Genomic DNA, 16,479 nt, shown 5'->3' with positions numbered 1-16,479 from the left:
ATTTCGGTCAGGACAGGATCGATTCGAGCCACTCGGAGACGGCCCGGGCGGTGGTCGCCGAATGCTGCTCCAAGATCGAGAAGTGATCGCCGGGCACGTCGAGGACCGTGTGCGCACCCGGCCAGCTCGAACGCCAGTCACCGACGGCGGGCGCCGATTCGCCGAGCGGACTCGAGGCCCGCACCAGCAGGGTGGGCGCCGCGACCACCGGCGCCCGGTAGTCGTCGAGGAGCCGGAAGTATTTGCCCATCGCGGTGAGCCGGGCGCCGTCCATCGGGACGGCCTGCTCCTCACGCTCGAACATGCCCTGCAGCAGCACGTTGTTGAACTGCGTCATCGCCTTGTCCGACGACAGATAGGTGTCGAGCAGCACGACGGCGGCCGGGCGCACACCCCGCTGCTCCAACTGCGCGGCCACGCCGTGCGCGACGATGCCGCCCGAGGAGGAACCGAGCAGGATCAGCGGGCGCTCCCGGCCCACCCGTTCCAGGATCTCCTCGGCCTGATAGTCGAACAGTGCCGGCAAGCTGGACGGAAGACGCTGGGCGGTAAGGAAACCCGGCGCCGACAGGGCGCTCGCGCCGTAGGTGCCGCGGAACTGCGCGACGAAGCGGGCGTACTGGTGGCCGCCGCCGAGCGCGACCAGGGAACCGAGACACACCAGCTCGGGTGCGTCGTCGTGGGTGGTGAACCGGATCAGCCGCGGCGGTTCGTCCGTGCCGCGCAGCTCGGCGGCCGTGTGGAATTCCGGTCGCAGCGCGGAGGCGTTCTTGAGCAGATCGATGGCCTCGTCGGCCTTGCCGCGCCGGCCCAGCTGCCGGAACAGGAGGCCGACCGGATCCGGGTCCGGTGCGCTCGGCGGCGGTACGGCCGCGGTCACGCCCTGGGCCGCTGACGCCGCCGACTTCCATTCCGCGGCAACCAGTTCGGCGAGTTTCGCCGGGGTGCCACTGCTGAACACGACCGTCGGGAGCAGGCCGACTCCGAGGGACGCGGCGAGGCGGTTGCGTAGCTCCAGCGCGGTCAGTGAGTCGAATCCGACCGACAGGAACTGCTCATCGGCGCCGACCGCGGTGGCATCGTCGTGCCCGAGTACCTGGGCGGCGTACTGCCGCACCGTCTCGAGGAGAATGCCCGGTTGTTCCTCGGCGCTCGCGGCGTCGAGCCGGTCGCGCAGCCGCTCGTCGGTCGCCGGCCGCGGCTGGCGCGGGGATCGCACCAGCGCACGCAGCAGCGGCGGTATCGGGCCGTTGCGCAGGGCGGCGAGGTCGAGGTCGGCGGGGATCAGCAGCGGGTCGGGCACGGCGTGCGCCGCATCGAACAGCGCCGCACCGGTTTCGGCGGAGAATCCGCGAATTCCACTGCGGGACATACGCTTCAGATCGACGTCGGAGAGCGCGGCGGTCAGCTCGCTGCGCTGCTCCCACAGGCCCCACGCCAGCGATTTGGCCGGGAGACCTGCGCGGTGACGGATGGCCATCAGCGCGTCCATGGCGACATTGGCTGCCGCGTATGCCGACTGGCCGGGTCCGCCGAGGACGCCGGCGATCGACGAGTACACCACGAACGCGCGCACCGGCAGGCCGAGCGTGGCCTCGTGCAGATTCCACGCGCCGTCGATCTTGGGCCGTAGTACCGCGCTCAGCCGCTCGGGGGTGACATCGCCCAGTACGGCGTCGTCGATGACGCCGGCCGTGTGCACGACCGCGGTCAGCGGATGCGCGTGCGGGATGCGCGCGAGCACGGCATCGACGGCGGCGCGATCGGTGACGTCGCAGGATTCGGCGGTCACCTGCGCACCCAGTGCCGTGAGCTCGGCGACCAGCTCGGCCGACGCCGCCGGGTCGCGGCGTCCGAGCAGCAGGAGGCGGCGCACGCCGTGCGCCGTCACCAGGTGCCGGGCGAGGAGGCCGGCGAGCGTGCCCGCACCTCCGGTCAGCAGGACGGTACCCGCGCCATCGAAGAGTTCACCCGGGTCGGTCGCGGCGCGCACACGCGTCAAGCGGGGGACGTGGATCGCGCCCGCCCGGAGTGCGGCCTGCGGTTCACCACTGGCCAGCACTGCGGCGAGCAGCTCGGGCGTAATCCCGGCAGCGTCGGTATCGAGGAGTACGAACCGGTCCGGATTCTCTTGCTGGGCGGATCGGACCAGGCCCCACACGGCAGCGCCCGCGAGATCGAGGGACGGCTCACCGAGATCCACGGCACCGCGGGTCACGATGACCAGCGGCGGGCACTCCCCGGCGAGCCGGGTCAGCCAGGCCTGGAGGTGGGCCAGCACCTTCGCGGTGCCGGCATGCACCGCCTCGGGAATGCCGGAATCCGTGGCAGGCCAGGGAAGCAGCACCGCGTCGAGACCCGCCGGTTCGTCACTTTCGCGGAGGACGGCCATGGATGGCGGCCGCTCGCCTCCGCTGTCGATGACGGCACAGCGAGCCGCGGGCGGCGGAGTCCCGGCGGCGAGGCCGAGCAGGGGCCATTCGAGACGGAACAGCGAATCGGTCGGGGCGCGCAGGGAATCGAAGGATGCGGTGCGCATGGCCAGCGTGCCGACGGTGACGACCGGCCGCCCGTCCCCGTCGGTGACTTCCAGGGATACCGCGTCCGGGCCCTGCGGCCGGAGCCGGACGCGCAGCGCGCGTCCCGCCGGGGCCTCGGACCAGATGCGCACATGCTGCCACGAAAAAGGCAGGGGCACACCGGAAGCCGCGGGTTGTGCGGCCGGGTCGGCATCGGTGTCGGCGCCGCGCAGCGTGATCGTGTGCAGGAAGGCATCCAGCAGGGCCGGGTGCACGCCGAACCCGTCCGCCACGGTGTCCGGCATTTCGACCTCGGCGAAGATCTCCGCGCCGGACGACCAGGCGGCCCGGAGACCGCGGAAAGCGGGACCGTACTCCACGCCTCGCGCCTCCAGCACGCTGTAGAGCCGGTCGACTCGCAATTGCCGCGCGCCCTCGGGCGGCCAGGACAGCGGCTGGGCCGAGAGTGCGGTCGGCGTAGGTCCGGCTGCTGCGGGCGCCGGGGCGAGCACGCCGCTGCCGTGCTCGGTCCATTCCACCTCGGAGCCGGAATCCTCTGACCGCGAGTGGATTTCGATGGTACGCCGGCCTGCCGGATCCGGGGCCGCGACCGTGAGCCGCAGCCGGACCGCGGGGCCGTCGGGTGCCCCGGTGAGGACCAGGGGCGCGGAGAGTGTGAGCTCCTCGATCAGCGCGCAGCCGAGGTGGCGGCCCACGTGCGCGGCCATCTCGAGGTAGGCCACGCCGGGCAGCAGGATGGTGCCGCGCACAGCGTGGTCGGCCAGCCAGGGGTGGGTCGTTACCGAGAGGCGGCCGGTGAATATCGTGCCGCCCGCGCCGGGCAGCTCGACGGCGGCGCGCAGCAGCGGATGGCGAGGGTCGTCCTGGCCTATGGCGGCGGGGTCGCCGCCGGCCGGGGCGGGCTCGAGCCAGTAGCGCGTGCGCTGGAAGGCATAGGTCGGCAGATCGGCTCGGCGCGCGCCGGTCTGTTCGAACACCGGGCGCCAATCGACCGGCAAGCCGGACACGTGTGCCTGACCGAATGCCGTGAGCAACCGGTGTGCGTCGCCCGCACCGCGGCGCAGGGTGTCGAGGACGATGAGGCCCTCGAGACCGGCTTCGGCGGCCGCGTCCTGGATATTGAAGGTCAGGGTGGGGTGTGGGCCGACCTCGAGGAACGTCCGGTAGCCCGCATCGAAGAGGATGCGGAGCGCGTCGTGGAAACGCACTGTCTGCCGCAGATTTCGGAACCAGTACTCCGGTCCCAGCGTGGCAGGTCGCACCCACTCCGCATCGGTGGTGGACAGCATCGGGACCGTTCCCGGGCCGGGCCGCACCGCCGCGAGCGAGGTGAGCAGGGTGTCGCGGACCGAATCCACGACGGCGGAATGCGGCGCGTAATCGATCGGGGTCCGGAAGGCCATCACGTCGTCGGAGTCGGCGAGGAATTCCTCGAGCGCGGCGGCCTCTCCGGCGAGCACGACCACGCGTGGGCCGTTGACGGCGGCGATCGAGAGGCGGTCGCCGTATCCGTCGATCAGTTTCTCCGCCTCGTCGGCGGTGAGCAGCACGGTGGCCATGGCGCCGCCGCCGGTGACGGCGGCGAGGGCGCGGCTGCGGCCGACCGCGATCGCGGCGGCGTCTTCCAGGGACAGCAGGCCCGCGACACAGGCGGCGGCCACTTCGCCCTGGCTGTGCCCGACCACGGCGGCCGGTTCGATGCCGTGGGCCTGCCATACCGCCGCGAGGGATACCAGCACCGAGAACAGCACCGGCTGCAGGGCTTCGACCTGGTCGATAGAGGGCGCGCCGGACTCCTGCCGCAGCACCGCGATCGGTGACCAGTCGAGATGGTCGGCGAGCACGCGTGCGCAGTCGGCCATGCGGGCAGCGAAAACCGGTGAGCTGTCCAGTAACTCGGCGGCCATGCCGGGCCACTCCGCGCCGAGGCCCGGGAAGACGAACACAACCTTGCCGGGCTTGCCGGTGGTGACGCCGCGGTGGTCACCGTCCGCGCGCGCCACCTCGCCGAGGGCATCGAGGAGCTCGGCGCGATCGGCGCCGACCACGACCGCACGCTCGGGGAATCGGGATCGGCTCAGCGCCAGCGACATTCCGATGTCCGCAGGGTGCAGGCCCGGGTCGGCGCTGACATGCGCGTGCAGCCGTTCCGCCTGTGCGCGCAGTGCGGACGGCGTCCGGGCGGAGAGAATCCAGGCTGTCGGGCCCTCGGTGCGGACCGGCGGCGCGGCATCCGGGTCACCGGGCGCGGACTCGAGAATCAGATGCGCATTGGTGCCGCTGGCACCGAAGGAGGACACCGCCGCGCGGCGCGGCTGCCCGGTGACCGGCCACGGCCCGGCCTCGGTCAGCAGCGCGACATCGCCTCGGCTCCAATCGATCTGCGCGCTCGGCCGATCGATGTGCAGCGACTTCGGCAGCATGCCCTGCCGCATGGCCAGCACCATTTTGATGACACCGCCGACTCCGGCCGCCGCCTGTGTGTGCGTCAGATTGGATTTCAGTGAACCCAGCAGCAGCGAGCGTCCCCTCGGACGGTCCTGGCCGTAGACCTCGAGCACGGCCTGCGCCTCGATCGGGTCACCGAGCACCGTGCCGGTGCCGTGCGCCTCGAGCGCATCGACCTCGGTGGGCGACAGACCCGCATTGTGCAGGGCTTTTCGAATGACCCGCGCCTGGGCCGGGCCGTTGGGGGCGGTCAGGCCGTTGCTCGCGCCGTCCTGGTTGACGGCCGAGCCGCGAATGACCGCCAGTACCGGATGGCCGTTGCGCCGCGCATCGCCGAGGCGCTCCAGCAGGACCATGCCGGCGCCTTCACCGAAGGCGGCGCCATCGGCGCTGTCGGAGAACGATTTACAGCGGCCGTCACGGGCCAGCCCGCCCTGCCGCGCGGCGCCGCTGAGCACACCGGGCGCGGACATCACGGTGACGCCGCCGGCGAGGGCGAGTGCGGTGTCGCCCGCGCGCAGGGCCTGACAGGCCAGGTGAATCGCGACCAAGGACGATGAGCAGGCGGTGTCGAGGCTCACCGCGGGACCCTGCAGCCCGAGCAGATAGGCGATGCGGCCGGAGACGACGCTGGGAATGGTTCCGGTGCCGAGGAATCCGGCCAGGTCCTCGGGCGTATGGCCGAGGCGGCTGCCGTAGTCGCTGTTGATGACGCCCGCGAAAACAGCGGTGTCACCGCCGCGCAGGCGCTGCGGATCGATGCCCGCGCGCTCGATGCTCTCCCAGCAGACCTCGAGCAGCAGTCGCTGTTGCGGGTCCATCGCCAAGGCCTCGCGCGGTGAGATCCCGAAGAATCCGGCGTCGAAATCCATTGCATCATGCAGGAATCCGCCTGCGAGGGCGGGTGCGCCCGGTTCCTGTGGCAGGTCCCACCCGCGGTCGGCCGGGACGGGCGTGACGCCGTCGCGCTCGGCCATCAGCAGTTGCCACAGGTCTTCGGGGGTCTGTACGCCGCCGGGGAAGCGGCAGCTCATGCCGACGATCGCCACCGGCTCGCGCGCCCGCGCGACCAGTGCGCGGTTCTCCTGGCGCAGTTGCTGATTGTCCCGCACGGAGGCGCGCAGGGCCTCGACCACCTGGTCCGTTGTCATAGCAGTCCTTTCGCTGTCGGCGCGTTCAGGCACGGCCGTCGCCGAGGGCCATGCGGACCAGACCGTCCACGTCCATGTCCGCGATCGATTCCGGTGCAATCGATTCCAGGTCGTCCGCTGCGGGCTGTGGCGGTTCTCCCAGTCGCAGCAGTGCGTCCAGGAGCCCGGCCGACCGCAGGCGCTGCGGTGAGATCGCGGCCAGCAGGCGGCGCACCGATGCGTCGTCGATATCTCCGGACGCAGTGCCGAAAACGTCTGCCGGCCCGGTCGCGGGGGCCAGGCGCTCGGCGATATACCCCGCGACAGCCTCGGGGGTCGGATGGTCGAAGACGAGGGTCGCGGGCAAACGCAATCCGGTCACCGCGGTCAGCTGGTTGCGCAACTCGACGGCGGTCAGCGAGTCGAATCCGAGCTCCTGGAAGGCGAGTTCCGGATCGACCTCGGCGACCACCGGATACCGGAGCACCCGGGCGACCTTCTCGCGGACGAGGTCCTCCAGCAACGTCTTCCGCTCCTGTGCGCCGGCTTCGGTGAGCCGTCGGCGCAGGGTGTTCGCCTCGGCGGCGACGGCGGTGGCCGCCCGCGGCCGGACCACGCCGCGGACGAGGCCGCGCAACAGAGCGGGTACCTCGGTCGCCGGGCGCTGCCTGCCCAGGTCCAGGCGTACGGGTACCAGCAGCGCCTCGTCCCGCCGCAGTACCTCGTCGAACAGTTCCAGACCCTCCGCGTCGGAGAAGGCCGCCACACCTGCGCGGGTGATCCGGCCTCGTCCGGCTTCGTCGAGACTGCCGGTCATCGCACTGCGTCGCTCCCACAGTCCCCACGCGATGGATCGGGCGGGCAGGCCCTGTGCGCGTCTGCTGCCGGCCAGCGCGTCGAGGAACGCATTGGCGGCGGCGTAATTGGCTTGTCCCGCAGTGCCGATGACCCCGGCGGCGGAGGAGAACAGCAGGAAGTCGGACAGCGGCAGGCCGCGGGTCAGCTCATGCAGATGCAGGGCGCCGTCGACCTTGGGCCGCAATACCGTGGCGAGCCGCTCGGGAGTCAGGGACGGCACGATCCCGTCGTCCAGGACGCCCGCCGCATGCACGACAGCGGTCAGCGGATGCGCCGCGGGTACCCGCGCCACAGCCGCGGCGAGCTGCCCGCGATCCGCGACATCGCACGCGACGAATTCCGCTTCGGCACCGAGCTCGCCGAGCTCGGCAGCGAGCGCGGCCGCCTCCGGCGTGTCCAGCCCTCGGCGGCCGATCAGCAGCAGCCTGCGAATCCCGTACTCGCGCACCAGATGCCGAGCCACCAATCCGCCGAGCACACCGCTCGCGCCGGTGATCAGCACAGTGCCCGACCGGTCGAACGGTGTCACGTTCGCGGCTGCCGCGGGTGCTCGCAGCAACCTGGCCGCGAGCACTTCGCCTGCTCGAACGGCGATCTGCGGTTCACCGGCGGCCAGCGCTGCGGGCAGCAGGGCGAGCAGTTCCAGCGGGTCCGCCGCGTCGGCCGATACGAAGCGCTCCGGATATTCGGACTGTGCCGAGCGGATGAGACCGCCGACCGCCGCGCCCGCCAGGTCGGGCACGCCCGCACCGGGAGAGACCTCGACAGCACCGCTCGTCACGAACACCAGCCGGCTGTCCGCGTACCGATCGTCGGCCAGCCACTGCTGGATCAGCACCAGCGCGGCGGCCGTCATGGTGTGCACCGCCGCGGAATCCGCTCCAGCGGAACGGCATTCGATGAGGACCACATCCGGCACCGGGGCACCCCGATCGATCGCGGCGCCGAGGGCAGCGAGATCGGCAAAGGTATCCGGGAGCACTGCGAGGGCCCCGAATTCGGCTGTGAGCCGGTCGAAATCGGCAACAGCACCGGGCGCCTCGGCGGTCGCCTCGGATTCGGTGGCAGGCCTGTCGAATCGGGTCCGGGGATCGAACCGGGCGCTCAGCGGCGCGAGAGCTGCCCACCGGCCGGCGCCGGGTCGTGCTGCGCCGGGCCCGGGCAGCGGTGTCCACTCCACGCGGAACATGGCGTCGGGGGCGGCGGTGATACGCAGTGCGTCGGTGCGTATCGGGCGGACCGCCAGGGCCGCGACCGAGGCGACCGGTTGCCCGTGGAAGTCGGAGGCGTGAATGGTCACGTCACCATCAGGGTCGAACGACAGCCGGATCCGCAATTGTGTCGCCCCGGCCGCGTGCAGGCTCACCTCATTCCAGGCGAACGGCACTCGCGCGGTGCCCGGTTCGGCGTCGGCGTCGTCCACCGGCCCCAGCCAGATGCCGTGCAGTGCGGCGTCCAGCAAAGCGGGGTGTATGCCGTAGGAGGCGGCGTCGAGGTCAGCGTTTTCGGGCAGGCCGATCTCGGTGAAGACTTCGTTGCCGCGCCGCCAGGCTGCCCGGACGGCACGGAACGCCGGACCGTAGCGGTAGCCGGATTCGCCGAAGCGGTCGTAGAGGTCGTCGATCGGCACCGGCGTGGCGTCCGGTGGCGGCCAGCTCTCGGGTTCGGCCACGGGTGGGACCGCATGCTCGGTCACGGTCCCGGTCGCATGCCGGAGCCAGCGTGGATCCGGGCCGTCCTCCGGCTGGGAGTGGATGGTCAGCGTGCGTTCGCCGTCCTCGGCGGGTGCCCCCACCCGTATCTGAATGCGCACCGCCCCGGTGCCGGGCAATACCAGGGGCGCCTCCAGGGTCAGTTCGGCGAGCACGGCGCACCCGGCCTCGGCGGCGGCGCGCAGCGCCAGCTCGACGAACGCCGCACCGGGCAGCAGCACCACATCGGCGATGGCGTGGTCGGCCAGCCATGGGTGGCTACGGACCGACACCCTTCCGCTGCACAGGATCTCACCGGTGGCGGCGACCTCCGCCGCGGCGCCGAGCAGTGGATGACCGGCCGCGTCCAAGCCCGCCGCGGCCACATCCGCACCAGCTGTCCCTGCGGCGGGCAACGCCCAGTAGTGGCGATGCCGGAAGGGATAGGTCGGCAGGTCGGTGTGCCGGGCGTCCGGGAAGAACGCGGGCCAGTCCACCGGGAGTCCGCACGACCACGCCTCGCCGAGGGAGAGCAGCAGCCGGCGCAGGTCGCCCTCGTCTCGGCGCAGGGTGCCGAGGACAGCGCCGTCGTGCCCGGCGGCGTCCAGGGTCTGCTCGATCGGGACGGTCAGCACCGGATGCGGGCTGACCTCGAGGAAGACGGTGTAGCCCTGTTCCGACAGGTCGCGCACAGCCGGTTCGAAACCGACTGTGCGACGCAGGTTTTCATACCAGTAGCCGGCATCCATGACGCTCGTGTCGAGCCACTCCCCCGTCACCGTGGAATACAGCGGCACGGCGGCGGCGACCGGAGTGATCGTGTCCAGCGCGCGGAGCAACCCGGACTCGATCGGCTCCACCTGCGCCGAGTGCGAGGCGTAGTCCACGTCGATGCGCCGGGCCCGGATACCGTCGCTGTCGCAGGCGGTGAGCAGCTCGGTGATCGCCGCGGTCTCACCCGAGATGACCACGGCCGCAGGCCCGTTCACCGCGGCGACGGACAGGCGCTCGCCCCACGGTGCGAGCAGCTGCGCTACCCGCGGTAGCGGCAGCGCGATCGAGACCATGCCACCCGATCCGGCGAGTTCGCCGAGCGCGCGCGAGCGCAGCGCCACCACTTTCGCGCCGTCGGCGAGGGACAGTCCGCCCGCGACGACGGCCGCGGCGATCTCGCCCTGGGAGTGGCCGATCACCGCGCCGGGTTCGACGCCGTGCGCGCGCCAGACGGCGGCCAGCGACACCATCACCGCGAACAGCACCGGCTGCACCACATCCACCCGGTCCAGCGGAGCGGCCGACCGCACCACATCCAGCAGCGACCAGTCGACGTGGGCGGACAGGGCGGCATCGCATTCGGTCATCCGGTCGAGGAACACCGGTGATTCGGCGAGCAGATCGCGGGCCATGCCCACCCATTGGGAGCCCTGCCCCGGGAACACGAACACGGTCCGGCCCTCGGCGTCCCGTACGCCGGATACCGTTGCGGGCGTGTCGATTCCGTCGGCCACCGCATGCAGGGCGGCCGCGAGGTCGGCGCCGTCGCCCACCAGTACCCGGCGATGCGCGAACGCGGTGCGTCCGGCGAGCGCCAACCCGACGTCGGCGGCGTCGACGCTGCGGTCCGCGTCCAGGTGTTCCCGTAGCCGCACCGCCTGATCCGCCAGCGCTTCCGGGGTGCGTGCGGACAACACCCAGGCCAGTGGTCCGCGCGCTGGCTTCTCTTGCGCGACTTCCCATTCCGGGGCCTGCTCCACCACGACGTGCGCGTTGGTGCCGCTGAGTCCGAAGGAGGAGACGGCGGCCCGGCGCGCCCGTCCGGTCTCCGGCCACGGCAACAGTTCGGTCGCGAGGGTGACCGCGCCGCTGTCCCAGTCGACGTGGCTGGTCGGGCGATCGATGTGCAGGGTGCGCGGAACCTGCGCGGCGCGTAGTGCCAGCACCATTTTCATGACCCCGGCCACGCCCGAGGCCGCCTGGGTATGGCCGATGTTCGATTTGAGCGAGCCGATCAGTACCGGTCGCCCGGCCGGACGGTCCTGTCCGTAGGTGGCCAGCAACGCCTGTGCTTCGATCGGGTCGCCGAGGGTGGTGCCGGTGCCGTGCGCCTCGACAACATCGACGTCCGCGGCCGACAGACCCGCATCGGCGAGCGCGGCCCGGATGACGCGCTGCTGGGACGGACCGTTGGGTGCGGACAGGCCGTTGCTGGCGCCGTCGGAGTTCACGGCGGAGCCGCGGAGCACGGCCAGTACCGGATGCCCGCTGCGGCGGGCGTCGCAGAGGCGTTCGACGAGCAGGACGCCGACGCCCTCGCCCATGCCCATACCGTCGGCGGCCTCGGCGAAGGCCTTGCACCGGCCGTCGCCCGCGAGACCGCGCTGGCGGGAGAAGCTCAGGATCGCGCCCGGTGTGGACATCACCGCGACGCCACCGACCAGCGCGAGTGTGCAGTCGCCGCCGCGCAGGGCGCGGACCGCGGTGTGCAACGCCACCAGCGAGGACGAGCATGCGGTGTCGACGGTGAGAGCGGGGCCCTCGAGTCCGAAGGTGTAGGCGATGCGACCGGAGACGATGCTCGGCGCGCTGCCGGTGAGCAGGTGGCCCTCACCCTGCCCGGATCTGGCGACGGCGGCGCCGTAGTCGCCGTAGTTGACACCGACGTAGACGCCGGTCCGGGAGCCGCGCAGCGCGTCGGGGTCCAGGCCCGCGCGTTCCATTGCCTCCCAGGAGGTTTCGAGCAGCAGTCGCTGCTGCGGGTCCATGGCGACGGCCTCGCGCGGCGAGATGCCGAAGAAGCCTGCGTCGAATTCGCCTGCGTCGGAGAGGAATCCGCCGTGCTGCGTGGTCGTTGTGCCGGGATTGTCGGGGTCCGGATCGTAGAGTTCCGCCGCCGCCGGCCAGCCGCGGTCGACCGGGAAGCCGCAGACCGTATCGCCGCCCTCGTACAGCAGTTGCCACAGCTTCTCCGGCGTGTCGATCCCGCCCGGCAGGCGGCAGCTCATCGCGATGATCGCGATCAGGTCATCGTCCGCCGCGGCCGGCGTCTCCGGGGTCCCGGTGGGCGCCGAACGCCTGGGATCGGTTGTCCGCGTGCCGAACAGCTCCGTGTCGAGGTGTGCGGCGAGCGCGGTGGAGGACGGGTGATCGAAGACGAGCGAGGAGGGCAGTCGCAGCCCGGTGACGGTATTGAGCCGGTTGCGCAGTTCGACGGCGGTCAGCGAGGCGAAGCCCAGCTCCTGGAATGCCTTGCCCGGCGGCACTTGTCGCGGCGAGTCGTGGCCGAGCACCGCGGCCGCCTGGGCACGGACCAGGTCGAGCAGGGCCCGTGTGCGCTCGGCGGCGGGCAGGCCGTCCAGCCGCCGGCGCAGTGGCGCCGCCACCGAATCCGGCGATTCGGCCGGTGCGCCCTGCAGCGCGCTGCGGGCCTCGGGAATGGTGTGCAGCAGTGCGCTGGGCCGGTGCGAGGCGAAGACGGGAGCGAACCGTTCCCAGTCCACGTCGGCCACCGCCAGGACGGTCTCGTCGTCGTCGAGAATCTGCTGCAGAGCGGCGATGGCGGTGCGCGGATGCATGCGGCGCAGGCCGTGCTCGTCGAGTTTGAACAGATCGGCATCCGGAGATGCGCCGGGTTCACCGCTCTGCCAGACGCCCCAGTCGACGGTGGTCGCGGTCAGTCCGCGGGCGCGGCGGTGCTGGGCCAGCGCGTGCAGGTAGGCGTTGCCCGCGGCGTAGGCCCCGTGGTCGCCGCTGCCCCAGAGGCCCGCGATCGAGGAGATCAGGACGAAGGCGTCGAGGTCCCGGTCCAGCAGCGCGTCCAGGTGCGCGGCGCCGGCGGCCTTGGCCGCCACCACGTCGGCGAATGCTCCGATCGGGGCGGTCGCGAGCGGTGCGAGGGCGATGAACGCGGCGGCGTGCACCACCGCGGTGACCGGCGTGCCCTGTGCGTCGAGGTCGGCGAGCAGCCGCTCGACCTGGTCACGGTCGGCGAGGTCGCAGACGGGCATGCTCAGCCGGGCGCCGTGCGCGGTGAGGTCGGCACGCAATCGCTCGGCGGTGGGCGAGTCCGCGCCACGCCGGCCCGGCAGCACCAGGTGCTCGGCGCCGCCGCGGGCCAGCCAGCGGGCGAGATACCCGCCCACGGCCCCGGTGCCGCCGGTCAACAGGACCGTGCCACGCGGACGCCAGGGGCGGCGATCCGGGCCTTCGGGCCCACCCGATGCGGCGGCGCCAAGCGCCGCGACCGCGTGAGCTGCCACCGGACGGGGGGCGTGCACCAGCCTTCGGGCGAACAATCCGCTCGCCCGGAGTGCGAGCTGATCTTCGCCCGCCACATCGCCTGCCCCGCTCAGGGCGGCGCCGAATCGCAACCGGGCGAGTTCATCCGGTTGCGGCGGCAGATCGAGCAGCCCGCCCCAGCGCTGCGGCTGCTCCAGGGCGGCCACCAGGCCGGTGCCCCAGACCATCGCCTGCCGGGGAGCGGTGAGCGGATCGGCGGCGCCGGTGGTGACCGCGCCGGTGCTCACACACCACAGCGGGGCAGTCCAGCCGAGATCGCAAAGCCCTTGCAGCAGAGCGACAGTCAGCGCCGTACCGGCGGGCAGGGCCGGATACCGCGGGTGCGGGTGCTCGGCGATGGCCAACAAGGAGACGATGCCGGTCGGCCCGTCACGGCCGGCCCGCTCGAGGTGGGCGAGACGGGCAGCGGCCGACTCGCGGTCGGCGTCCGTGTCGGCGAGTTCGACGTGCTCGACCTCGGCGCCGATGTCGGTCAGGGTGCGCGTGATCCATTGGGCGTGAGGCGATTCGCCCTCCCCAGCAGGCAGCACGAGCACCCACCGGCCGGTGAGTACCGCGGCCGGCGGGTCGGCGAGCCGACGCCACACGATGCGATAGCGCAGTGGATCGACGGGTTCGCCGCGGCCCCGGCGCCAGGCCTCGAGCGCGGGGAGCACCTTGGCGAGCGGCTCGGCATCCACCGCGAGCACCCTGGCCAGCTCGTCCGGGTCGCCGCGATCGACCAGATCCCAGAAACCGCTGTCGGCGGGTGTGCCGGCGTCGCCGGCCGGCTCGGCGGGTTCCGGCCAGAACCGCCGTTCCTGGAAAGGGTAGGTGGGCAACACGACCGGGCGGGCGCCCGCGAAAGCTGTTGTCCAGTCTACGGTTACGCCGCGCGTCCAGAGCTCGGCGGCGGAGGTCAGCATCTGCCGCAGGTCGCCTTCGCCGCGTCGCAGGGTGCCCGTCACCGCCGCGGCGTGCAGGCCGGCGGCTTCCAGGGTGTCCTGGATCGGCACGGTCAGGACGCGGTGCGGCGAGGCCTCGACGAACACAGCGTGCCCCGCTCGCGCCAGATCGCGGATGGCGGCGTCGAACCGGACTGTGCTGCGCAGGTTGCGATACCAGTAGTCGGCGTTCATCTCGGCGGTGTCGAGCCACTCGCCGGTGACGGTGGAGAACAGCGGGATACGGCCGGACCGCGGTGCGATATCGGCGAGCGCCGTGCGCAGCTCATCCCGGATCGCCTCGACCTGGGCCGAATGCGAGGCGTAGTCGACAGGCACGGTCGTCGCGCGCACGCCGCGCTCACCGCAGCGGGCGACCAGCTCGGCGAGCGCGTCCGGATCACCGGAGACGACGACCGCGGCGGGACCGTTCACGGCCGCGACCGCGAGCCGACCAGTCCAGGGCGCGATCTCCGCCTCGGCCTCTTCCTGCCCGAGCGCCAGGGCGACCATCCCGCCTCGCCCGGCCAGCGCCCCGATCGCACGACTGCGCAGCGCGACCACCTTCGCGCCGTCCGCCGGCGAGAGCCCGCCCGCCACCACCGCGGCCGCGATCTCCCCCTGGCTGTGCCCCACGACCGCGGCGGGCTCGACTCCCCAGGAGCGCCACAGCGCGGCGAGGGAGACCATCATCGCGAACAGTGCGGGCTGCACGACATCGACCCGCTCGAGCGACGGCGCCCCGGCGGCACCGCACAGCACGTCGGTCAGCGACCAGTCCACCAGCCCGGCCAGCGCCTGTTCGCACTCGGCGATCGAGGCCGCGAAAACCGGTGATTCGGTGAGCAGGGCGCGGGCCATACCGTCCCACTGGGCCCCCTGGCCCGGGAACACCAGCACAGTCCCGCCGATGTTCGAATCAGTCTCGCCGACAACGATATTCGACGGCGTCGCCGGTCCGGTCCGCACACCGTCCAGGTCGCGGGCCAGCACACCGAGACCGGCGAGCAGTTCGGAGCGGTCCGCGGCGATCACGGTGGCCCGGTGTTCGAAGGCCGTGCGGGTGGTGGCCAGCGAGAACCCGATATCGGCCAGGCCCTGGGCCGGGTCGGCCGACACGAACCCGGCCAGCCGCACCGCCTGATCACGCAGCGCGGCCGGAGTCCGGCCGGCCAGTACGTAGGGAGCGACCGGTGGATGCGACCGGGCGCCGCCGGGTTCGGGGTCGGGCGCTTGTTCGAGGATCACGTGGGCGTTGGTGCCGCTCATGCCGAACGCCGAAATTCCGGCGCGCCTGGGTCTTTCGGCCCGGGGCCACGGCTGGTCCGCGGTGAGCAGCCGGACATTGCCGCCCGACCAGTCGACGTGGGTGGTGGGCTCGGTGATGTGCAGGGAGCGCGGCAGCACTCCGTGTTCGAGAGCCAGGACGGTTTTGATGACCCCGGCCACCCCGGCCGCGGCCTGGGTGTGCCCGATGTTCGATTTCAGGGAGCCGAGCCACAGCGGCCGGTCGTCGGGCCGATCCTGGCCGTAGGTGGCCAGCAGCGCGTCGGCTTCGATGGGATCGCCGAGGGTGGTTCCGGTGCCGTGCGCTTCGACGGCGTCCACGTCGGCGGCGGTGAGTCCGGCGTCGGCGAGCGCTGCGCGCAGCAGGCGTTGCTGGGAGGGGCCGTTCGGGGCGGTCAGGCCGTTGCTGGCGCCGTCCTGGTTCAGGGCCGAACCGCGGATCACGGCCAGCACCGGATGCCCGTTGCGGTGGGCGTCCGAAAGCCGTTCCAGCAGTAGGACACCGACGCCCTCACCCCAGCCGGTGCCGTCCGCGGTGGCCGAGAACGCCTTGCAGCGGCCGTCGGCGGACATCGCTCCCTGCCTGCCGAATTCGGCGTAGACCAGCGGCAGTGACATCACGGTGACGCCCGCGGCCAGGGCCAGCGTGCATTCGCGCCGGCGCAGCGCCTGGGTGGCCAGGTGCACGCCGACGAGTGAGGACGAGCATGCGGTGTCCACCGTCAGCGCCGGTCCCTCGAGTCCGAGCGCATACGACACCCGGCCCGCCAGCACACTCATCGAATTGCCGGTGACGATGAAGTTCCGTACCGCTTCGGGGGCGGTCAGAGCCACCTGGGCGTACCCCTGGTCGACGGCCGCGGCGTAAATACCGGTGGCGGTGCCGCGCAGCGCGGCCGGATCGATACCGGCCCGCTCGACGGCCTCCCAGACGGTGGTCAGCAGCAGTCGCTGCTGTGGATCCATCGCGGTCGCCTCGTGCGGGGAGACGGCGAAGAACGCGGCGTCGAAGTCGGCGACCCCGTCGATGAAGGCGCCGCGGCAGGACACATTGCCCGCGCTGAGCGAGGCGAGATCCCACCCGCGGTCCTCCGGCACCGCGGTCGTCGTGTCGCGGCCCTCGGCCAGCAGCTCCCACAGTTGTTCGGGCGTGCGCACCCCGCCGGGGAAGCGGCAGCCCATGGCGACGATCGCGATCGGTTCGTGTCCGGCGGCCTCGGCCTCGGCAAGTTGCCGGCGGGTGCGCTGCAGGTCGATGGTGACCCGATTCAGGTACTCACGAAGCTTCTGCTCGGTCACCGTGCTC

Annotated in this window: 2 protein-coding genes; both read right to left on the bottom strand. The window is 72.2% G+C overall.

Annotated features, from left to right (window positions below):
* Positions 1 to 7 precede the first annotated feature (7 nt).
* Complete coding sequence (locus tag OG326_RS22365; RefSeq protein WP_327139051.1) at positions 8 to 6,139, bottom strand: type I polyketide synthase; 6,132 nt, start codon at positions 6,137 to 6,139, stop codon at positions 8 to 10.
* 25 nt (positions 6,140 to 6,164) lie between these two features.
* Entirely contained in the window at positions 6,165 to 16,472 is a 10,308-nt protein-coding gene (locus tag OG326_RS22360; protein ID WP_327139050.1) for a type I polyketide synthase, read from the bottom strand.
* Positions 16,473 to 16,479: the final 7 nt, after the last annotated feature.

The organism is Nocardia sp. NBC_01327 (genome assembly GCF_035958815.1).
Taxonomy (GTDB): domain Bacteria; phylum Actinomycetota; class Actinomycetes; order Mycobacteriales; family Mycobacteriaceae; genus Nocardia.
The sequence above is the reverse complement of the archived record's forward strand: the minus strand, read 5'-3'. Positions and strand labels throughout refer to the sequence as shown.